The sequence below is a fragment of the Tannockella kyphosi genome (genome assembly GCF_021054785.1).
GTDB classification, from domain to species: domain Bacteria; phylum Bacillota_I; class Bacilli_A; order Erysipelotrichales; family Coprobacillaceae; genus Tannockella; species Tannockella kyphosi.
The window spans coordinates 217,468-239,654 of record NZ_CP088239.1 but is presented as its reverse complement, the minus strand read 5'-3'; the positions used below and the strand labels follow the sequence as shown (position 1 = coordinate 239,654).

At 30.1% G+C, this 22,187-nt stretch carries 23 protein-coding genes; 2 read left to right on the top strand and 21 right to left on the bottom strand.

From position 1 onward, the window contains the following. The first annotated feature begins 12 nt into the window (after nucleotides 1-12). Nucleotides 13-1,134, top strand: a complete 1,122-nt coding sequence (locus LRR82_RS01295; RefSeq protein WP_249029715.1) for an AI-2E family transporter — start codon at nucleotides 13-15, stop codon at nucleotides 1,132-1,134. A gap of 8 nt (nucleotides 1,135-1,142) precedes the next feature. Here the strand turns inward: LRR82_RS01295 and LRR82_RS01290 are convergent, their stop codons facing one another. The 10 genes from LRR82_RS01290 to pflB form a co-directional block, all read right to left on the bottom strand. Then, entirely contained in the window at nucleotides 1,143-2,015 is an 873-nt protein-coding gene (locus LRR82_RS01290) for an ROK family protein (protein WP_249029714.1), read from the bottom strand. 75 nt (nucleotides 2,016-2,090) lie between these two features. Then, nucleotides 2,091-3,668, bottom strand: coding sequence for an FAD-dependent oxidoreductase (locus LRR82_RS01285; RefSeq protein ID WP_249029713.1), 1,578 nt, complete (start codon nucleotides 3,666-3,668; stop codon nucleotides 2,091-2,093). Continuing rightward, on the bottom strand, nucleotides 3,669-4,109 hold the full coding sequence (locus tag LRR82_RS01280) for a Dps family protein (RefSeq protein WP_249029712.1): 441 nt from the start codon (nucleotides 4,107-4,109) through the stop codon (nucleotides 3,669-3,671). A 67-nt stretch (nucleotides 4,110-4,176) separates the two neighbouring features. Continuing rightward, nucleotides 4,177-4,740 carry an alkyl hydroperoxide reductase subunit C gene (ahpC, locus tag LRR82_RS01275; RefSeq protein ID WP_249029711.1) on the bottom strand — a complete coding sequence of 188 codons (564 nt, stop codon included), beginning with the start codon at nucleotides 4,738-4,740 and terminating at the stop codon, nucleotides 4,177-4,179. A 132-nt stretch (nucleotides 4,741-4,872) separates the two neighbouring features. Beyond that, complete coding sequence (gene pflA / locus LRR82_RS01270) at nucleotides 4,873-5,607, bottom strand: pyruvate formate-lyase-activating protein (protein ID WP_249029710.1); 735 nt, start codon at nucleotides 5,605-5,607, stop codon at nucleotides 4,873-4,875. 70 nt (nucleotides 5,608-5,677) lie between these two features. Continuing rightward, nucleotides 5,678-6,943 carry an ABC transporter ATP-binding protein gene (locus tag LRR82_RS01265; protein WP_249029709.1) on the bottom strand — a complete coding sequence of 422 codons (1,266 nt, stop codon included), beginning with the start codon at nucleotides 6,941-6,943 and terminating at the stop codon, nucleotides 5,678-5,680. Further along, nucleotides 6,915-8,237, bottom strand: coding sequence for a hypothetical protein (locus LRR82_RS01260; protein ID WP_249029708.1), 1,323 nt, complete (start codon nucleotides 8,235-8,237; stop codon nucleotides 6,915-6,917). The genes LRR82_RS01265 and LRR82_RS01260 overlap by 29 nt, the downstream gene beginning before the upstream one ends. 97 nt (nucleotides 8,238-8,334) lie before the next feature. After that, on the bottom strand, nucleotides 8,335-8,577 hold the full coding sequence (gene grcA3 / locus LRR82_RS01255) for an autonomous glycyl radical cofactor GrcA3 (RefSeq protein ID WP_283162784.1): 243 nt from the start codon (nucleotides 8,575-8,577) through the stop codon (nucleotides 8,335-8,337). Between the two features lie 13 nt (nucleotides 8,578-8,590). Further along, nucleotides 8,591-8,797 carry a hypothetical protein gene (locus LRR82_RS01250; protein ID WP_249029707.1) on the bottom strand — a complete coding sequence of 69 codons (207 nt, stop codon included), beginning with the start codon at nucleotides 8,795-8,797 and terminating at the stop codon, nucleotides 8,591-8,593. Nucleotides 8,798-8,799: 2 nt separating this feature from the next. Further along, nucleotides 8,800-10,851 (bottom strand): formate C-acetyltransferase, encoded by a 2,052-nt coding sequence (gene pflB, locus LRR82_RS01245; RefSeq protein WP_249029706.1) that lies wholly within the window; start codon nucleotides 10,849-10,851, stop codon nucleotides 8,800-8,802. A 246-nt stretch (nucleotides 10,852-11,097) separates the two neighbouring features. On the opposite strand from pflB, the gene LRR82_RS01240 reads away from it, so the two are divergent. Then, complete coding sequence (locus LRR82_RS01240) at nucleotides 11,098-11,787, top strand: BglG family transcription antiterminator (protein ID WP_249029705.1); 690 nt, start codon at nucleotides 11,098-11,100, stop codon at nucleotides 11,785-11,787. A 124-nt stretch (nucleotides 11,788-11,911) separates the two neighbouring features. On the opposite strand, the gene LRR82_RS01235 is transcribed toward LRR82_RS01240, so the two are convergent. The 11 genes from LRR82_RS01235 to rsgA all read right to left on the bottom strand — a co-directional run bounded on the left by LRR82_RS01235 (nucleotide 11,912) and on the right by rsgA (nucleotide 22,187). Continuing rightward, a complete protein-coding gene (locus LRR82_RS01235) occupies nucleotides 11,912-12,991 on the bottom strand; it encodes a PepSY domain-containing protein (protein ID WP_249029704.1) in 1,080 nt (359 codons plus the stop codon). A 10-nt stretch (nucleotides 12,992-13,001) separates the two neighbouring features. Then, a complete protein-coding gene (locus tag LRR82_RS01230; RefSeq protein ID WP_249029703.1) occupies nucleotides 13,002-14,333 on the bottom strand; it encodes a sensor histidine kinase in 1,332 nt (443 codons plus the stop codon). After that, the gene (locus LRR82_RS01225) at nucleotides 14,296-14,985 is read right to left on the bottom strand and encodes a response regulator transcription factor (RefSeq protein ID WP_249029702.1); all 690 of its coding nucleotides are present in this window, start codon (nucleotides 14,983-14,985) and stop codon (nucleotides 14,296-14,298) included. The genes LRR82_RS01230 and LRR82_RS01225 overlap by 38 nt, the downstream gene beginning before the upstream one ends. Before the next feature lie 178 nt (nucleotides 14,986-15,163). After that, a complete protein-coding gene (deoC, locus tag LRR82_RS01220; protein ID WP_249029701.1) occupies nucleotides 15,164-15,826 on the bottom strand; it encodes a deoxyribose-phosphate aldolase in 663 nt (220 codons plus the stop codon). Then, nucleotides 15,804-17,273, bottom strand: coding sequence for a UDP-N-acetylmuramoyl-L-alanyl-D-glutamate--2,6-diaminopimelate ligase (locus LRR82_RS01215; RefSeq protein WP_249029700.1), 1,470 nt, complete (start codon nucleotides 17,271-17,273; stop codon nucleotides 15,804-15,806). The genes deoC and LRR82_RS01215 overlap by 23 nt, the downstream gene beginning before the upstream one ends. After that, nucleotides 17,273-18,562, bottom strand: coding sequence for a tRNA (N(6)-L-threonylcarbamoyladenosine(37)-C(2))-methylthiotransferase MtaB (mtaB, locus tag LRR82_RS01210; RefSeq protein ID WP_249029699.1), 1,290 nt, complete (start codon nucleotides 18,560-18,562; stop codon nucleotides 17,273-17,275). The genes LRR82_RS01215 and mtaB overlap by 1 nt, the downstream gene beginning before the upstream one ends. Before the next feature lie 8 nt (nucleotides 18,563-18,570). Beyond that, nucleotides 18,571-19,326 carry a hypothetical protein gene (locus LRR82_RS01205; protein WP_249029698.1) on the bottom strand — a complete coding sequence of 252 codons (756 nt, stop codon included), beginning with the start codon at nucleotides 19,324-19,326 and terminating at the stop codon, nucleotides 18,571-18,573. Continuing rightward, nucleotides 19,326-20,057 carry an RsmE family RNA methyltransferase gene (locus LRR82_RS01200; RefSeq protein ID WP_249029697.1) on the bottom strand — a complete coding sequence of 244 codons (732 nt, stop codon included), beginning with the start codon at nucleotides 20,055-20,057 and terminating at the stop codon, nucleotides 19,326-19,328. The genes LRR82_RS01205 and LRR82_RS01200 overlap by 1 nt, the downstream gene beginning before the upstream one ends. 15 nt (nucleotides 20,058-20,072) lie before the next feature. Further along, entirely contained in the window at nucleotides 20,073-20,675 is a 603-nt protein-coding gene (locus tag LRR82_RS01195; RefSeq protein WP_249029696.1) for a thiamine diphosphokinase, read from the bottom strand. Then, a complete protein-coding gene (rpe, locus tag LRR82_RS01190) occupies nucleotides 20,666-21,319 on the bottom strand; it encodes a ribulose-phosphate 3-epimerase (protein WP_249029695.1) in 654 nt (217 codons plus the stop codon). Before rpe ends, LRR82_RS01195 begins: the two co-directional genes overlap by 10 nt. Continuing rightward, entirely contained in the window at nucleotides 21,312-22,187 is an 876-nt protein-coding gene (gene rsgA / locus LRR82_RS01185; RefSeq protein ID WP_249029694.1) for a ribosome small subunit-dependent GTPase A, read from the bottom strand. The genes rpe and rsgA overlap by 8 nt, the downstream gene beginning before the upstream one ends.

The window sequence follows — 22,187 nt, the reverse complement described above, 5'->3', positions numbered from 1 at the left end:
AGGAGGTGGCTTATGAATTATAAAGAAATCGATAAATTAATTAAAAAATATCTTTTGTTACTAATGGTTTTTGGTTTTATTTTATTTAATACAAGTACTGTCTTTTTATTACTAAATAAGATTTTCCAAGCAACTTATTTAATCTTACTTTCATTTCTAGTTGCTTTTGTTTTAAATCTTGTTATGGTTCGTTTTCAAAAATTATTAGATCAAATAAATAGTAAATTAATAAAAAAACATAAAATAGTAATTAGTTTACTACTTGCTATTACAACTATCATTTTGATTATCTATTCTTTATGTATGCTTGTTATACCTGAACTAGTAAACTCTATCACTTTATTATTAGAATTAGTTCCTAATCATGGTCAAACCATATTTGATAAATTAGTATCCTTATTCCAGGATGCTCCTAATATTGCAACTGCATTAGAAAGTATTGAAGTAGATTGGAAAACTTTATTAGATAATATGATGAATTTTATGAGTTCTGGATTTACTGATTTATTAGATACCACTATTTCTATTACTATTTCTTTAGTAGGTACTATTTTCAATAGTATTCTCGTTGCTGTTTTTTCTATTTATTTGGTATTAGAAAAAAAACGTTTATTAAATACGATAAAAAGAATTTTAAAGTTATATGTATCTGCTCGTAATTATCATCGTATTCGTATGATATATACGATAACAAATGATACTTTTGGTTCTTTTATTAGTGGTCAATGTATTGAAGCAGTTATTTTAGGAAGTTTATGTGCTTTGGGAATGACGATTCTAAGGATGCCTTATGCTATTATGATTGGAACATTAGTTGGTACCATTAATATTATTCCTATTATTGGAGCCTATATTGGTGGAACAATAGGAGCCTTTATGGTTTTTACAGTAAGTCCAACAACTGCTATTCTATTTGTATTCTATTTAATTGTTTTACAACAATTTGAAAGTAACGTCATTTATCCTAGAGTTGTTGGTAATTCAGTTGGTCTCCCTGGTATTTATGTGTTAGCTACGGTAATGATATTTGGTAGCCTTGCAGGTATTCCGGGAATGTTTTTCGGGATTCCTACTGTTGCTAGTGTTTATAAGTTATCAAAAATATATATTAGAAATAAAGAAAAGATGGTCTAGCCATCTTTTTATAATGCGGATTTTGCAAGTGCAAGAGCTCCACATACTCCTGCATTATCCCCTAATCCAGGATAAACAATATAATCTTTAATTGCATCTGTTATAATTTCATCTTTTTGAACATATCCAGCTAACTTTTCTTGAACATAATGATGGATCATTGGAAATAAGTGTTTTTGATGCATTACACCTCCACCTAAAATAATTTTCTTTGGTGATAAAGTTAAAATATAAATACACAACGCTTGTGCAATATAGTCTGCTTCCATATCCCAAGCAATATGATCTGGTGCTAATTGAGTTGCCTTCATACCCCAACGTTCTTCAATCGCTGGACCTGCTGCTAACCCTTCAAAACAAGTGCCATGGAATGGACATTTTCCTGCATAGTGATCATCACTTCTTGGTGTTAAATGCATATGCCCCATTTCTGGATGTAATAAGCCATGAACTAACTTCCCTTCTACAATAGCTCCGCCCCCGATACCAGTTCCAATGGTTAAATACAAAGCACTATCTAATCCTTTTGCTGCACCAAAATATGCCTCTCCTAATGCTGCTCCATTTACATCTGTATCAAATGCCATTGGGATATTATATCTTTCTTTTAAAGCACCCATTATATTATAGTTTCCCCATCCTGGTTTTGGTGTTGTAGTAATATATCCATAAGTAGGACTACTTAAATCAGGATCAATTGGTCCAAAACAACCTACACCTAATGCTTCTATTTCCTTATTATCAAAAAACTCAAAAATACCTTTCATTGTTTCTTCTGGAGATAATGTTGGAATCGATACTCTTTCTAACACATTTCCTGCTTCATCTCCAACACAAAGAACAAACTTTGTTCCTCCTGCTTCTATTGCACCTAAATTCATATAAAATCCTCCCTTTCCACTAATTATACATTAAAAGTAGAAAAAAACACTTTCAGAATATGAAAGTGCTTTTGCTTATAATAAATCTAATATTTGTGATATGTTTTTCTTTCCAAAATGAACTACTTCTTCATTAATTACCATACATGGTACAGACATGATTTTGTATTTTTCTTTTAATTCTGGAAAATGAGCAATATCAATAGCTTGTGTTTGAACATATTGATTTTTTGCTGCAATCGTACCTGTTGCCATTACTACTTCTGGACACATCGTACAAGACAATGAAATAAATACTTGTATTTTAGTGTCTTTTTGAATAGCTGCTATTTTATCTAAATCTTCATTAGAAATATCTTTCCCTGGCCCAGCAACATTATAAAGAGCCACAATAAATGAATTAAACTCATGTCCTCCAGGAACAGCATAGAAAGATATCCCACTACTGCTTCCATCTTCATAACATAACTCTAGATATCCAGTAGATGATGTTTCTTTTTGAATCATTACTTTATCACTAATCGTTGCAAATTCTGCTAAAAAGCCTTCTAATTCCATAGATAATTTATCATTAGATAAATATCCTTTAATCAGAACTTTCTTTTCAAACTTACCAAATATTGGTGCTAACTGTGTTTTTATTTGATCACTAATAAAAGCATCTGAGCTAGTAGCCTTCACTTCTTCTTTTTGTTCTACTACTTCTTGAACAAACTCAGGTAAATCTAATTTACTATGTAAATCATGGACTACCTTTTCTAAAGAAGTAGCAGCTAAAGCTCCATCACTAACAGCTGTTACTACCTGTCTTAAATTCTTAATACAAACATCTCCAGCACCATAAATACCATCCACATTTGTTTTTCTATTAATATCAGTAACAATATAACCCTTATCTAATTCAATACTTTTTGGTAACCAACTTGTATTAGGAACATATCCTGCAAACACAAAGACACCAAAACCATCTGGATGTTCAACTGTCCATTGTTTTCCTTCGCTTGTTAAAGTAATACTTTCCAAAGTTTGTTCCCCATTTACTGATTGAACTTCTGTTTGGAAATAAGTTTCAATTTTAGGCTCTAAAGCTACTTTTTCATAAACTGTTTTTGCACATGTAAAGTTTTCTTCACGAACTATCATATGTACTTTTGATGCATATTTAGTAAGGAAAATCCCTTCTTCTACTGCCGCAAAACCACCACCTACTACATAAACTTCTTTATCCTTAAAGAATTCTCCATCACAAGTAGCACAATAAGCTACTCCTCTACCTTGGAATTTCTTTTCTCCTTCAAATCCTAGTACTCTAGGATTTGCCCCTGGTGCTAGAATAACACCTAGTGTTTTATAGTCACCAGTAGTTGTTTTTAGTATTTTGAAGTCACCTTCATCAATAATATCTACCACTTCACTAATCTTAAATTCTGCACCAAATCTTTGTGCTTGTTTTAACATACCTTGTGTTAATTCTTCACCACTAGTTTCCATAATACCTGGATAGTTTACGACTTCATGAGTAATCGTAATTTGACCACCAATTTTTTCTTTTTCTAAAACTAATACCTTATATTTAGCTCTTGCACCATATATTGCAGCTGAAAGACCTGCTGGTCCCGCTCCAATAATAATCATATCATATATCTTTTCCATTTATTTTGTCATTGCCTCTAAGAACCATAAAGTCTTATTATAATTAGTTAAATGCCCTTCCATCATACTAACCACATCATAGCAATCTTCATTACCTGCAGTTTTACGAATTGCTTCCCCAAAAGCTTTAATAGAAGCAATATCTTGTTTGGCAATATTTAATGTTTCAGAAGCCGAAATTTCAATATTATCTAATTCTTTTACTGTGCTTACCGCTAAATAATCTTTCATTGATGCTAGTGGAGTTTGCCCATTCATTTTAATGTTTTCAGCTACTTCATCCAACACATCTGCAAATCCATCATAAATAGTTTCTAAGTATTCATGAATATTTTTAAATTGTTTCCCTACAACATTCCAATGTAAATTATGGAATTTTATATATAATACTGCTGTATCTGCTAAGTACTTATTTAAATCATTATGTAATTGTTCGTTCATATTTTTCTCCTTCTTTCTTTTAAAAAACAAACTCTTATCAGAATATTTTGATAAGAGTCTTGTTTTATTAAAGTAATCCCACTAAATCTAAACTAGGTTTTAAAGTTTCTTCCCCTGGTTTCCATTTTGCAGGACATACTTCATCACCATGTTCTGCTACAAATTGTAACGCTTGTACACGTCTGAATAATTCATCGGCATTACGTCCTACATTTCCTGCTAATACTTCATAAGCTACGATTTTCCCTTCAGGGTTAACGATAAAGCTTCCTCTTTCTGCCATACCATCTGATTCGATCATTACATCAAATCCTCTAGCTAAAACACCTGTTGGGTCTGCTAACATTGGATATTTGATTTTTTTAATTGTTTTCGATGCATCATGCCATGCTTTATGCACAAAATGACTATCGCAAGAAACGCTATAAACCTCGCAATCAATTGCTGTAAACTCTTCATATTTATTTGCTAAATCTTCTAATTCAGTTGGACAAACAAATGTAAAATCCGCTGGATAAAAGAAATAAACAGCCCATTTCCCTAATGTATCTGCTTTTGTTACCTCTTGAAACTCGTTATTTACAAACGCTTGTACTTTAAAATCTACTACTTCTTTTTGAATAAGTGACATACTATATATTCCTCCTGTTTTCTATTTTTTTGTTCTTAGTTAGTATGAGCTAACTTGACATTTATATACTAACATACTTTGTTTTTTTAAACAAAGAATATGCATTAAAAAAAACTTACCCTATTGGATAAGTTATTTTCTTACTTCTCTCATTCCTTCAAGAATGATAGTTCTTGCTTTAATTGCATCTTCTTTATCTAAGGGTTCAATTCCTTCTAAAGGATAGGTTAGCCCCATTTCTTGATATTTCGATCTTCCCATCACATGATAAGGTAACACATCTAATGCTTTGATATTATGTAATGTTCCTATAAAATTACCTAATTGTTTTAAATACTTATCATTTTGTGTAATCGTTGGTACAACAACATGACGAATCCAAACAGAAATATTCTTTTTATCTAAATATTTAGCAAATGATAAAATATTCCCATTATCCAATCCTGTTAATTCCTTATGTTCTACATTATCAATATGTTTAATATCTAGCATCACTAAATCAGTATACATCATTAATAAATCAAACTTTTCTGTTTTACCCGGAGTAAAAGTTACACCTGAAGTATCTAAACAAGTATGAATTCCTTCATTTTTACAAGCTTTAAATAACTCCGTAACAAATTCCATTTGCATCAATGGTTCACCACCAGTAACAGTAATTCCTCCATTTTTATAAAAACTACTCTTTTTATTATATTTCTTTAAAATATCACTAACACTCATTTTGTTACCAACATTTGGTTTCCATGTATCTGGATTATGACAATATTTACAACGCAATGGACATCCTTGTAAAAAAACCACAAAACGCAACCCTGGTCCATCTACTGTTCCACATGACTCTAATGAATGAATATATCCTTCCATAACAATTCCTTCTTTCCATCAACCATTATACTATAAAGTAGATATTTTAGAAAGCAAATTGCATAATAGACTATTTCATTCCATATGTATCTACAAACACTTTTCTTTTAGATTGTAAATAACGAAGTCTCCTAAAATCTCCACTATTCTTTTTAAATAAATCAATCAATTCCATTGGATCATCTATTTCAATATTATTATCTAATAATATTTGGAAAAATTCTGTTAAATTATTTTCATTTAAGAAACGATAATCATATACCGTACTCTCTGTATGTATTTTTACTAAAACATAGAAATGATATTCTGCAATCATCATCATTACCAATTTACTAATCATAAATAGTTCTACTTTTTTGATATCTTTTACATATATCTTTTCTCCTGTACGAACATATTCAAAAACCTCATGATTACATTGTAAACATGGTTGAAACTTCATTTTCTCTAACTCTTCTGGATTTTCATTAAAAATAGCATAAACATCATAACGACTACCTTCTCCATGTACAGAAACATCCGTTACTAAATCTGATCTCAATTCTACTTCTTCGCTTTTACCAAAAAGATGAACCAAACTATCTTTATTTGTAATTGAGTTTATTTGTTGAAAGAATACATCTTGACTACTATCTTTTCTCTCTACAATATGATGAACTTGCCCATCTCTTAAATAAACTAACTTCTTAGCATAACTAGCAATCATACTATCATGAGTTACTAAAACAATAGAAGTTCCTTTTTCATTTAAATCAGTTAATAGTTTTAAAAATTCATGAGAATTTTTAGAATCTAAATTTCCTGTTGGTTCATCACATATTAATATATCTGGATTATTAATTAACCCTCTTGCAATAGCAGCTCTTTGACGTTGTCCACCAGAGCATTCATTTGGTTTCTTTTTTAGAATTTCCATAATATCTAATTGCTCTGCTATTTCTAATACTCTTTTATAAATATCTTTTGAATCTTGTCCACCTAAATATAGTGTGGAAGCAATATTATCAAAAATACTAAGTGTTGATATTAAATTATGGTTTTGAAAAATAAAACCTAAATCGTGATATCTAAAATCACTTAATTCTTGGTTACTATAAGCTCCTAAATTCTTTCCTTTTAATTCAATAGTACCTTTCGTAATTGCATCCAAAGAAGACATACAGTTCAATAATGTTGATTTACCAGAACCACTTGGTCCCATAATTGCTATAAAATCTCCTCTTTCTAAAACAAAATTTACATTATTTAAAGCATAAAAATTAGTTCCTCTCTTCAAGAGAATATCCTGATCATATATTTTAGAAACATTACTCACTTCGATTAAGATATCTGACATCACCTAATACCTCCTTTGCTTGTTTTTGATAACACCAATAAATATAGATACTAAACATTCCATAAAAGAAAACATAAATTATTAAAACTACTCCGATAACCCCCAAAGATATAAATCCTTGTAAATAACCTTGCCCTAATACATAACTAAAACATAGAAAAGGTAATATAAAAGTTAAAAACACAAAAGTAAATACTTCTACTTTTTGAATACGAATAATAAATATATCTTTATATCCTAATGCTCTCATTGTTGCAATATCTCTTGATTTTGTAGGTAAATAAACATGAAAACGGATAAAAAATCCTAAAAACAACATCAACATTAAAGCAATGTAACAAATCATTAAAAAGATAGTATAACTCCCATCAAATACTGGTAGTACAAATAAACATAATGTCATTGGTATAAATATCGCATTCATATTAATCATTGCACTCATCGTTTTCATAGTTTGTTTAATATAACAAAGGCTAAATAACAAAAAAGGCTTTTTCATTAAATAACGATCATGAAATAGATTAAAAGATAATGGAATCCAAGTATTAATGACTAATAAAAAAGATACCAGTAATACTACAATCGAAAATAACAAAGAACTCATATCTTCTTCAAAAGAAACTAATCCTTTTATTCCTACAAAAAACAAAACAATAGTCATTGCTACAATAAAAAATGATCCTACTGGAAACTTTGCCTTTCCTGTTCTTGGTAACTGAGAAAAGAAATCATTTGACTGTTCGGATGGTTTACCTGTACTAGTCATATATTTATAAATTGAAATCGCTACACGATTTAAAAAACTAACATTTAATAATAAAACAAATATTAACTTCATAATAACAAAACTACCAAAGATAGATAATAAAGATAATAATGAAATATGAATAATCGTATCTAATTGTATTGCAACTAAATTAATTGTCATAGATAATGCAAGAGCACCTAATGGTATCGCTAATAAAGTAGCAACTACATAAAATATACCAAACTGAATAATAATATAAGATAAACTTTTTTTAGCAGATCCACCAGTAATCATAAAAATAGATAATTCTTCCGTTTTTCCTTCTAAGAAAAACTGATTAATAAACAAAGTTAAAAAACAGGATAAAAAAGATATAAAAGTAGCAAGTGTTCGGATAATATAGGCACTTGATCCACTTAATCCCATAAAAGCAGTATATATCCCTGCAAAATACAATTCAATTGTTGCAAGTAATGTCAAAACAACAAGCATAATGATATATAATTTCTTTTGTCCTAACATACATTGATAAATAAAATGAAACATCCAATCACTCCCTTACCATCAATGATACGCCTCTTCACGAAAACAATCAACAAGAAAAAGAAAATAAAAAAAACGGATTTTCATCCGTTTTTCATTATTACATTTGACTGTGGAAAGTTCTAGAAATTACGTCATCTTGTTGTTCTTTTGTTAATTTAACAAAGTTAACAGCATATCCAGATACACGTACAGTTAATTGTGGATAGTTTTCTGGGTGAGCTTGCGCATCTATTAATGTTTCTTTTGTAAAAACATTAACATTTAAGTGATGTCCACCTTTTTCTACATATCCATCTAACATTGCTACTAGATTTTCTTCTTGTTGTCTATTTGAACTCATAGAATTATCTCCTTTATTCTTGATCTAAACCCGTCATTAAGTTAGGTATTTTACATGCAGTGTCACCACTGTCACAATCTATACCAGCTTTAACTTGAGTGATAGAAGCATTCATATTTGTAGGATCTTCTACAGCAATATTTACATGTTTTGATCCTTTTTTCATTTGACCATCTAACATTGCTATTAGAGCGTCAATATCTTTATCTGAAGTTTCCATCTTTATTTATTTAAATCTAATTCAACTTCTAAATCACCTGCAAATACTTGATCATCTTTTCCTAAAGCTCCAGGAATGATTGAGAATGTATTTGAGATACCATCTTGGGCATCAGAGAAAGGTAATTTTGCTACAGATGCTAATGAAGCAACAGCACCGTTTGTATCTCTACCATGTAATGGGTTTGCACCTGGTGCAAATGGTTGACCAGATTTACGTCCATCAGGAGTATTACCAGTTGCTTTACCATAAACTACATTAGAAGTAATTGTTAAGATTGAAGTAGTTGGTACACCATCTCTATAAGTATGATGAGAACGAACTAAATCCATGAAAGTTGAAACTAACCAGTTAGCAATTTCATCTACTCTATCATCATCATTACCATATTTAGGGAAATCTCCTTCAATATTGTAATCCACAACAATACCAGCTTCATTTCTTACTGGAGTTACTTGTGCATATTTAATAGCTGACAGTGAATCTGCTACTACTGATAAACCAGCAATACCTGTTGCGAAATAACGTTTTACTTCACGATCATGTAAAGCCATTTGGATTCTTTCATAACAATATTTATCATGCATATAATGGATAATGTTTAATGAGTTTACATAAACACCAGCTAACCATGACATCATATCTACGAATTTTTGTTTTACATCTTCATAATCTAATACACCATCTTCAACAGCTCTGAATCTAGGTCCTACTTGTTTTCCAGATTTTTCATCTATACCACCATTGATAGCGTATAATAAACATTTTGCTAAGTTAGCACGAGCTCCAAAGAATTGCATTTCTTTACCAATTCTCATTGAAGATACACAACATGCGATTGCATAATCATCACCATGAGTTACACGCATTAAATCATCATTTTCATATTGAATTGATGAAGTTTGAATTGACATTTTTGCACAATATCTTTTGAATTCTGCTGGTAAGTTAGTAGACCATAATACTGTCATATTTGGCTCAGGAGCAGTTCCTAAGTTTGTTAATGTATGTAAATATCTGAAACTAGTTTTAGTAACTAAATGACGTCCATCTACACCAACACCACCGATTGTTTCAGTTACCCAAGTTGGATCTCCTGAGAATAATTCGTTGTATTCTGGAGTACGAGCGAATTTTACTAAACGTAATTTCATAATGAAATGGTCAACCATTTCTTGTACTTCTTGTTCTGTATATACACCATTAGCGATATCTCTTTGTGCGAAGATGTCGATAAATGTAGAAGTTCTACCTAAAGACATTGCAGCACCATTTTGTTCTTTAACTGCAGCTAAGTAACCGAAGTATGTCCATTGGATTGCTTCTTTTACATCTTTTGCAGGTCTAGAAATATCAAAACCATAAATTGCACCCATTTGTTTTAATTCACCTAAAGCACGAATTTGTTCAGATAATTCTTCTCTAGTACGAATATTTTCTGCATTCATACGTACATGAGATGTATCTAATTGATGTTTTTTATCTTTGATTAAGAAATCTACCCCGTATAAAGCTACACGACGATAGTCTCCGATAATACGTCCACGCCCATAAGCATCTGGTAATCCAGTAATAATGTGAGATGAACGACAAGCACGCATATCTGGTGTATAAGCATCAAATACTCCTGCATTGTGAGTTTTTCTATATTTCGTGAAAATTTCCACGATTTCAGGATCTACAGTATATCCATTATCAGCACAAGCTTTTTCAGCCATACGGATACCACCGTTTGGTTGTAATGATCTTTTGAAAGGCTTATCTGTTTGGAAACCTACAATTGTTTCAATTTCTTTGTTTAAATACCCTGCAGCATGTGATGTTAATGAAGAAACTACTTTAGTGTCCATATCTAATACGCCACCAGCTTCAATTTCTTTCTTTGTTAAATCCATTACTTGATCCCAAAGATCAAGAGTTGCTTTTGTTGGTCCAGCTAAGAAAGTGTCATCTCCATTGTATGGAGTATAGTTTAATTGGATAAATTCTCTTAAATTAATTTCTTTTACCCATTTACCTTCAACAAAGCCGTTCCATTCTTTTTCTAAATTCATGTTACGATCCTCCTGTTTTATTTAAATTCCTCAATCATTATAGCACTTACTATCTTAGCAAACAATGGAATTATACTTAAATTTCAAAGTTTTTTTGCTATAACACCCTAATAATATACCAATTTCTTTTTTATATTTCCACCTATATGCTTTATCAAAATTAATTAAATTTTTATAGCTTTTTTTGGGCATATAATATATTATATTACATGACTTAAAAAATAATTGAAAACGGGGGAGGAAATGATGAGCATACAACTAACAAATGAATCATTTGCACAAACAAGAGATGATATTTTAAATTTAATTAAAACAGAAATCAACGCATTACATATAGACTTATTAGACTCTAATATTCAAAATATTGCTACACACTTATCAATTGCAATTATAAGATTACAAGCTAAAAATTATATTGAACTAAGCAGTAGTCAATTAAGTGTTTTTAAAAACAATGAATTTCATAATTTAGCTGCTACTATTTGTCATAAAATAGAAGAAGTATATGGAGTTAGTTTTCCTGAAAATGAAATTGATTTAATTACTATGTATTTTTCAAATAATAATTTATTAGATGTAGATATGATTCCTAGCTTTGACTTTTTAGAAGATGAAGTAGTGAATATCTTATTAAAGGTTTTAGAAGACATTGATAAAACTTATGGTTTTAAAATTGAATCTAGCGATAAAATTGTAACTACTGTAGGATTACATTTACAACAAGCTATTTATCGTTTAAAAAACAATCAACAATTAGATAATCCATTAGTTGAAAAAATCAAAGAACGTCATCCAGAAGAATTTAAATATGCTGCATTATTAAATCCTATTGTTAAAGAAAAATATGATACTGTATTTAGTGATGATGAAATTGCTTATTTAACACTTCACTTCATTGTTGCAATGAATCAACAAAAAAACAATCCTTTAGTTTAACTAGATATACATGTAAAGTAAAACTTCACATGTATATCTTTTTTTATTCAATATGATCTTAGAAATGAACAAGAAAGGATAGACCCCAAGTGTCTATCCTTTCTTTTAAATACAGTCCCTACTTTTAATCTCTTTCCACACTAAATTCATAAATAGCTCCTGTTAGTGCATTAATTTCATAATCATATTCTGTTGTATCGACATTGAAATCTACTTCATATTCTGCTACTCCATCATCGAAATCAAAAGTAACTACTACATTAGAGGCATCACTTTCATTTATATTTGCATGAGTGAAAGCGGCAGCTTTTGCTTTTGTTTCTCCAATATAACTTGTTGATGTACTACTAGAAGTAGTGCTTTGTGTTTTTTCAACATCTTTATCATATCCAATAACAGCTCCTGTTAGTGCATTAATTTCATAATCATATTCTGTTGTATCGACATTGAAATCTACTTCATATTCTGCTACTCCATCATCGAAATCAAAAGTAACTACTACATTAGAGGCATCACTTTCATTTATATTTGCATGAGTGAAAGCAGCAGCTTTTGCTTTTGTTTCTCCAATATAACTTGTTGATGTACTACTAGAAGTAGTGCTTTGTGTTTTTTCAACATCTTTATCATATCCAATAACAGCTCCTGTTAGTGCATTAATTTCATAATCATATTCTGTTGTAGCGACATTGAAATCTACTTCATATTCTGCTACTCCATCATCGAAATCAAAAGTAACTACTACATTAGAGGCATCACTTTCATTTATATTTGCATGAGTGAAAGCAGCAGCTTTTGCTTTTGTTTCTCCAATATAACTTGTTGATGTACTACTAGAAGTAGTGCTTTGTGTTTTTTCAACATCTTTATCATATCCAATAACAGCTCCTGTTAGTGCATTAATTTCATAATCATATTCTGTTGTATCAACATTGAAATCTACTTCATATTCTGCTACTCCATCATCGAAATCAAAAGTAACTACTAAATTTGTTACTGCACTTTCTTCAACACCTGCATGCTCAAATGCTACTGTGCTTGCTGCATCTTCTCCAATATAAGAATCATTTGTTGCAATTACTGTATCTTCTACTATTTCTACAACATCATTATTCGTTTTTGATACTTCTAATGCATAACTAATCGTTCGTCCCACTATTACTACTGCTAGCATTACTAATGCTACTACTATTTTCTTTTTCATTTTTTCTCTCCTATTTTTTTAATGTGATTACAAATGTGCTTCCTTTGTCTAACTCACTTGTTACACCAATTTGGCCACCATGTAATTCTACTAACTGTTTCACCATCGATAAACCTAATCCCATGCTATCACCATTTCTTGCTTTATCTACTTGATAAAATCTAGTAAATATATTTTCTATTCCAGAAGCAGGAATCCCTATCCCATCATCTGCTACCGTAATATGAATTGTTTCTTGTGTTTGGGCAAGACTCACTTTTATTGTACTGCCTTGTCCAATATATTTTATACTATTATTAATTAGATTTACGATTACTCTAGAAATCATCGTATAGTCTAATAAATAAGTAATACCTTCTTGAATATCATCTTCTATGGTGATTGATGATGGTAATACTTTTCTTTGTTCATTACATATTAATTCTATTAATTCACTTAGATCTACTGTTTCAAGTTCTAGTTTATGAATGCCATTTTCTAATCTTACAAGATTTAATAATTGATTAATTAAATTTTTAATCTTGATAGTTTGTTTTTCTATTCCTTGCACAGATTGATTTAATTCTTCTTGTGTGCCATTCTTTGCTATTTCACATTCTGCAAGAATAATAGAGACAGGTGTTCTCAATTCATGGGATACATCGGATGTAAATTGTTTTTCTACTTTCATCATGTTCTCTAACTTTTCCATCATTTTATCAAATGTAATAGCAAGTCTTGTTATTTCATCTTTTTTGTTTTCAGGATGAATCCTTAATGTTAAATCATCTTCTTTGCTTATTTTTTCTGCTGTTTCAATCACATTATCCAAAGGTTTAAATGATCTTTTACATAAGAAATAACTTCCGGCAAATGAAATAGCAATAAATGTAGGTAACATAATAATCGCTATTCGAAATACTTCATCTAGCACTCCCGTAATAGCACTTGTAGAAACAATCCCACGAACAAATAAATTTTCATCACCAACAAAGACATCATAATACATATACTCATTACCATCTATTGTTATTGTTCCAATTTGTCCATTGCTTAGTGATTCATCAATATTATGATTATTTACTCCTTCTAACAAGACACCTTGACTACTATATATCAAAATAGAAACTTGATCACTATAATAAACATCATCATCTATTTCAATTTTACCTTTTTCATATTCTACTTCATCTGCTACTTCTTCCACTGCTTCTGTTAATGTATTTTGGGAACTACTTACTACAACATTTCCACTAATCATAATTAAGAACGCTATTACAATAACAACCATCATAGACATTAGTAGTGCATTATAGATAGATAATTTAATCTTTAGACTCATTGTTTTCACTGCGTAATACATATCCTATTCCTCTAACTGTATGTATTAACTTCCTTTCATAAGGATCATCAAGTTTTTTACGTAAATAACTAATATATACTTTCACTAATCCAGTTCCTATTTCACTATCGTAGTCCCATATGTTCTCTTCTATTTGTTCCTTTGTTACCACAACATCCTTATTATATGCCAAATATTCTACAATCGCATATTCCTTTGCACTTAAAACAATAATTTCATTATTTCTTCTCACTTCTCTTTTTGAGATATCTATTTTCATGTCATAAATAGATAAAATAGTAGCACTTCCTCTTGGTCTTGTTCTAAGTAACATTCTCACTCTTGCAAGTAGAACATCAAAAGTAAAAGGTTTTATTACATAGTCATTTGCACCCAAATCCAAGCCTTCCACAATATCTTCATTCGAATCTTTTGCTGTTAGAAACAATACCGGATATTCTATTCCTGCTTTACGCATTGCATCTAATAATTGATGTCCATCCATAATAGGCATCATCACATCTAAAATAACTAAATCATAGATTGTTTGCTCTACATAATAAAGTCCCTCTTCTCCGTTAAAACAACTATCTACAGCATATCCTTCTAATTTTAATTTTTTACTTATTAATCTGTTTAAGTTCTCTTCATCTTCACAAACTAGTATCCTCATTGATAGGTCCTCCTTTCTTTTATAACCCTATCATAACTTGTAAAGGTTAAAATATGGTTAATAGCTCACTTATTTAATTAAATTATACACTAATTCATCATTTATTCTTTTCTAACTTATATTTTTATTTAATAAGTTATTAAAAAACTGAACAACCCGAGGGCTATTCAGCATTCTATTAATATTCGCTTGTACTTACTTCTTTATTTACTAATTTACATCCAGAACTTGTTCCAATACGAGATGCACCTGCTTTTACGACATTTTCCATATCTTCAAATGTACGAACACCACCAGATGCCTTTACTTCTAAATCTTCACCAACTGTTTGTTTCATTAAAGCAACATCTTCTACTGTAGCACCACCGGTACTAAATCCTGTTGATGTTTTTACAAAAGTAGCTTTTGCTTCTTTTGCTAGTGTACAAACAGTTACTATTTCTTCTTTTGTAAGTAAGCATGTTTCAATAATTACTTTTACACATGTTCCTTTTGCTGCTTCTACTACTGCTTCGATATCAGCTTTTACTAGTGCTGTATTCCCATCTTTTAAGGCACCAATATTGATAACCATATCTATTTCATTTGCTCCATTTTCAATTGCATTTGTTGTTTCAAATGCTTTTGTAGCACTTGTGTTAGCTCCTAATGGGAATCCAATAACAGTACATACTTTTACTTCTGTAGCTTCTAATAAAGTAGCACAATATTGAATCCATGTTGGGTTTACACAAACTGATGCAAAATGAAATTCTTTTGCTTCTTTACATAATTGTGTAATTTGTTCCTTTGTAGTATCTGGTTTTAATGCCGTATGATCAATCATTCCACTGTAATTCATTTTCTAATTCTCCTTCATATTTTATTATATTTTCAACGATAGTCCCATCCCCTAAATAAGCGACTTTCCCCGTTTCTAAGGCCATAAAATCTTCATGTCCTTTTCCTAATACCATTACTATATCATCTTTACTTGCTAATTGTAAGGCTTGTTCAATAGCTATTTGACGATCTTCAATAATAATACTAGGAATATCTACTATTGGTTTTTGTATCATAGCCCCAATTGCTTGCAATGATTCTCCACGTTCATCACTTCTAGTGATAATAACATGGTCTACATAATAGTTTGCTAATTCTCCAATTTTTTCACGATTACGAATTTCTCTTTTACTAGGCAAACCAAGAACAACAAATACTCTTGCACTAGGGTTTTTTGTTTTGTCTACAAATTGGAATATATCTTTATAGTTTTGTAATGTATGACAATAGTCCACAATTACTTTTGCACCATAATAACTAGTATAAGGTTCATATCTACCTTGTACTTGAAAGTTTTTTTGTAAAGACTGACAAATCATTTCATTATCACTACCTACTGCTTTTAAAGTTGCTGCTACTGCTAATAAATTATAAACATTATGAATACCTAATAATGGTGTTCTAATTCTATTTATTTGATCACCGATATATAAATTAAATATTGTTTCTTCCAAGGATAACAAAACATCCGTAGCCATAATATCTGACTTTTCATTCATACCATAACTAATACATTTTGCTTTCGTTACTTCTTTCATCTTTCTAGCAAAATGATCATCATTATTAATTACGGCATACTGATTAGGCCCTACTTTTTCAAATAACTTTTGTTTGCATGCTACATATTGTTCTTTTGTTCCATGAAACTCTAAATGTTCATCTCCAATATTAGTAACTACTGCAATATCAAAATCAACTCCATCAATTCTTCCTAATGCAAGTCCATAACTTGATGCTTCCAAAGCAACTACTTTTACGTCACTTTTTGCCATTTGAAACAAATGTTTTTGTAAAAATACAGTTTCTGGAGTAGTATAAGGTGTTTCTATTTGAGCATTGTTATACATCAAAGATAATGTCCCAATATAACCAGCTTTACAATACTCATTTAATACTTGATGAATAAAGGAAGCTACTACCGTTTTACCACTAGTTCCAGTAACTCCTATTACTTTCATTTTCGAACTAGGAGAATCATAAAATAAATCAGCAACACGATTTAATTCATTTAATGTGTTACTAACCTTTATATATTGAATCTTAGGATGATAATTATCTAACTCACGACTATGTACAATACATTTTGCACCTTGAAAAATAGCATCTTCTACATACTGATGCCCATCTACTGTTAATCCTTCAATGCAAAAGAAAATAGAATGTGGTAATACATAGCGAGAATCGCTATGTATTGAATAAACAGCCATTTCATTTTCAGTTGTAAATAATTCGTTTAGTTTTTTCATTATTCCACCACTCGTCCCTTTAATTTTTCATCATAACTTTCGACAACTACTTTTTGAATTGTACCTATTATATTTTTGTCACTTTCTACTACTACTTGTAAATAGTTAGTTGCATGACCGATATAGCCATCACCAACTTTCTTTTCAAATAATACTTCATAAGTTTCTCCAATTGCTTGTTTAGAAGTTTCTTCTAATAATTGATTTGATAATTGTACTAATCTTGTTGTTCTTTCATGTTTTATTTGATCATTTACCTGATCTTTCATTTTTGAAGCAGGCGTGTTTTTACGAATTGAATATGGGAATACGTGTAACATAGAGAATCCTACTTTTTGAATAAATGCATAAGTCCCTTCAAATTCTTCTACTGTTTCTCCTGGAAAACCAACAATAACATCTGTAGTGAATTTTACAGTTGGGATATGTTCTTTTATTTCTTTTATTTTTGCAAGATATTGCTCTGTATTGTATTTACGGTTCATACGCTTTAAGGTTGCATCATGTCCAGATTGTAGTGGTACATGCAAATGATCCACAATAATATGACTATCTTCAATTAATTCCATGATTTCTTTTGTTAATTGGCTTATTTCAATAGAAGAGATACGTAATCTTTTCAATCCTTCTATTTGAACAATGTCTTTTAATAAACAATAAAAATTATAATCCTCAAAATCTTCTCCATATCCTGCCGTATGAATACCTGTTAACACTATTTCAACATATCCTTTTTTTACAAGAGTAGCAATTTGTTCTAAAACACTTTCTTTTATTCTAGAACGCACTCGTCCTCTAGCGTAAGGGATAATACAGTATGTACAAAAATTATTACAACCATCTTGTATTTTTATATAAGCTCTTGTATTTTTAAAACGATCAATATTTAAATCTTCAAACTTTTGAAGATTCATTACATTATCAACCTTTATAATTGTTTCCTTTGTCTCTTGATATTGTTCCACAAACTGCATAATTTGATTACGATACTGCGTCCCTAAAACAACACTAACTCCTTCAATCGCTTCTATTTCATCTGGTGCTATTTGACTATAACACCCAACTACACAAACAATCGCATTTGGATTGTTACGAATCGCTTTACGAATCATTTGTCTAGATTTACTATCTCCGGTATTTGTAACAGTACATGTGTTAATAACATATACATCTGCCTCACTTTTAAAATCAACTTCATTATAACCATGTTCTACAAACTCTTTTAACATCGCTTGAGATTCATAACTATTTACTTTACAACCTAATGTATGAATAGCAACTGTGCTCATAAATTCTCCTAACTTCTTTTCTTTTCTAACTTCTTTTTATACTTTGGATGAATGAATTCTTTTTCAATCATAAAATCAATCACATCATCCCTGTTAGACTCTACCAATTCTAACAATTCTTTTACATCATTACTACTAGGAAGCTCTTTATTATACTTATCAACAACAAAAAACTCACTATACTTTTTATGTTCCGCTTGATAACTAATGAAAATACCTTCTTTACTATAAAAACAATCATTATTAAAATATTTTCCAATATATTCTAAAGAACAAAAATCAGATAACAATACTTTTTCTTGATATAAATCAAGCATTTGATCAATTGATTTTGGGTAATTATTCAAATGTTGAATATGTTGTTTCAACAAAACCATAGCATGATCATTACAATACCTTTGATTCATAAATTCTTCTAAATAAGGGATATAAATAGTAGTATCCTGATATTGAAAAGAAGCACTCTTTTCTAAAACTTTATCAATATCTACCTGAATCATTTTTCTACGTTGTTCATAATTACAATGTTCTAATAAATCAAAGTTATTAGAAATAAAAGCATCATATGCTTTCGCTATATTTATTTTATTTTTAATACCTTCGATTATAATTTGATAACAATAAATATCAAAATAGCTTTCTGGATCAAATTTAAATCCTTCTGCTACTAAAATACTTTGTTGTTTTTCTATTTCTTTATAGATCTCTGACTTTTTATAAGAGACTTTTTTTGAAAAAGAAAATAATCTTGCCACTCTTTCCATTATTCCATCTCCCTATGATATCCAATGACACTTAACATATACAATGGTGCTGTTTCACTACGTAATATTCTTTTACCTAAAGAACAACGTAATACGCCCATCTTCTCTAGTGCTTCAATTTCATCTTCATCAAAACCACCTTCACTACCAACAATAATAGTTAAGGACTGTTTTGTTTTTATTTCTTGCATTACTTTTTTAAAATTGTGATGTTCTCCTACTTTTGCACTTTCTTCATATGCTACTAATGCATAGTTAGTAAGATAAGGAGATAAGCTAGCAATTGTTTGAATTGATTCTATTTTAGGTAGAATACTACGATAAGATTGTTCTGCTGCTTCTTTTACTATTTTTTGATATCTTTCTAATTTCTTTTCAAACTTTTGTTTGTCTAGTTTAACAACACAACGTCTTGATTGTAATGGTACAATACGATGAACCCCTAATTCTGTAGCTTTTTGCAATACAAATTCAAACTTATCACCTTTAGGCATCGCATAAATAAGTGTTACTTCAATATCTAGTTCATTCCATTCTTCTATTTCTTTGTCTATCTTTAAACAACCAGTTTCAACATCTTGAATACTACATAAATAATGTTTTCCAAAAGGGTCAATGCAATGAACAGAATCACCAACTTTGTTTCTCATCACTTTTTTTATATGATGAATATCTTCTGGTTGTAAATAAATGTTATTCTCTTTTTTTTCTTGAATAAAATATCTTTGCATACTATCCCCTTTCTATTACCCTATCTTATTTTCATTGGATTGTATCAACAAAATAGGACAATCATTTTCTATTAGCACTTCTTTATCTAAACATTCATTTGATAAACAAAGTGGATCTTGTTTTGTGAGTAAATAATGAACCAGTTCATATTTTGCATTTTGGATAGAGATTTGTGTATTTTCAAAAGCAAATAATGAAAAATAAGTATATTCTGTTTTAAAACGATGTATTCCACTATTTAAAATAGTAATATCATTCCATAAATCAATAATATGAATATCCTTACTAGGATAACGTTGTACTAGGGCAATGATTGCCATATAATGGTCCAATCTATGTCCTGTTACTCCATATAAAGAAATACGTTGATATCCCTTTTGAATAGCGTATTCTATTGCATAATGACTATCACTACAATCTTTGACTGGATTTAGTGATATCGCTTTGATATTAGATAACATTTCTTTCTTTTCCAAAGAATCAAAATCACCAATTGCAACAACCGGTGTAATCCCATGCTCTAACAAGCATTGAACACCACCATCTACTCCAATATAGTCAATGGTGTTATCAAAGATAACACCATCATAACTAGCACCACAAATTCCTATATGCATAACGCTTCTATCTTTGTTTGATAATCATCGCTTTGGAAAATATAACTACCTGCCACTAATACATCTACTTTCTTTTCAATACATAACTTTCCAGTTTCTTCATTAATACCACCATCTACTTCAATTAAATAATGATAGCAATGCTTTTCTCGTAAGTTTGCAAGTTCTGCTATTTTATCTAATGCTTCATGATGGAACACTTGTCCTCCAAAGCCAGGTTCTACCGACATTACTAAAACAACATCTACTATTTCTAATAATGTTTCTATGGTACTAACTGGTGTTTGTGGTTTAATAGAAATTCCAACATCAACACCTTGTTGTTTTATTTCTAATAATAATTCTTTGGCTTGTGCAATAGATTCTACTGCTTCTATATGAAAAACAATTAAATTGGCTCCTGCTTTCACGAACTCAGGATAATATTTTTTAGGATCACTAATCATTAAATGGACATCTAAATACATATTGGTACATTTCGATATATCTTTTAAAATACTATATCCAAAAGAAATATTTGGTACAAAATGACCATCCATTACATCATAATGAATCCATGATGCTCCACCTTCTTCAATTCTCTTCACTTCATTTTTTAAATCCATAAAATTCGCCGCTAATAGCGAAGGGGCAACTTTAACCATATTGTCTCTCCTTATTTTTTTTAATTAATTGTATATATTGTAAATAATGATCATATCTTTCCTTTGATATAATCCCATCTTCTACCGCCTGTTTAACTTTACAATCAGGTTCACTAACATGTAAACAACCACGGAATTTACAACCTTCACTTAGTTTATGAAAATCACGATAAGCTTTTGCTGCTTCTACTAATTCCATATCTATTTCTAAAGAAGAAAAACCTGGCGTATCAGCTACATAACCACTAAACATCTCAATTAATTCCACATGTCTCGTAGTATGTTTTCCTCTTCCTAATGCTTTTGATATTTCATTTGTTTCTAAATTTAATTTCACATCCAAAGCATTAATAAGACTCGATTTACCAACTCCACTTTGTCCTGTAATAACCGATATCTTATCCTTAAAAACATCTTTTATTTGTTCTATCCCTTCCTTTTTCTTACTTGAAATAGGGATTACAGTATAACCAGCTTGACGATATTCTTGAATATATTGTTCAATATGATCATCACTCTCTATATCCATTTTAGAAATACATATAATTGGCTCTATTTGTAGATGTTCATAAATAAGTAAAAACTTATCTAATAATAACGTTGAAAAATCAGGATCTTTGCGTGAAAAAACAAGTAATGCTTGATCAATATTACATATTGGTGGTCTTATTAAACTATTTGTTCTTGGTAATAATTCCATTAAATATCCATCATTATTTTCACGTAACTCATATTCACAATAATCTCCTGCTAGAGGTTTGATTTCGTCATTACGAAATCTACCTCTGGCACGACATTGAATGATTTGATTTTGGTCTTTTACATAATAAAATCCAGCTAATACTTTTATAATTTGTCCTTTAGGCAT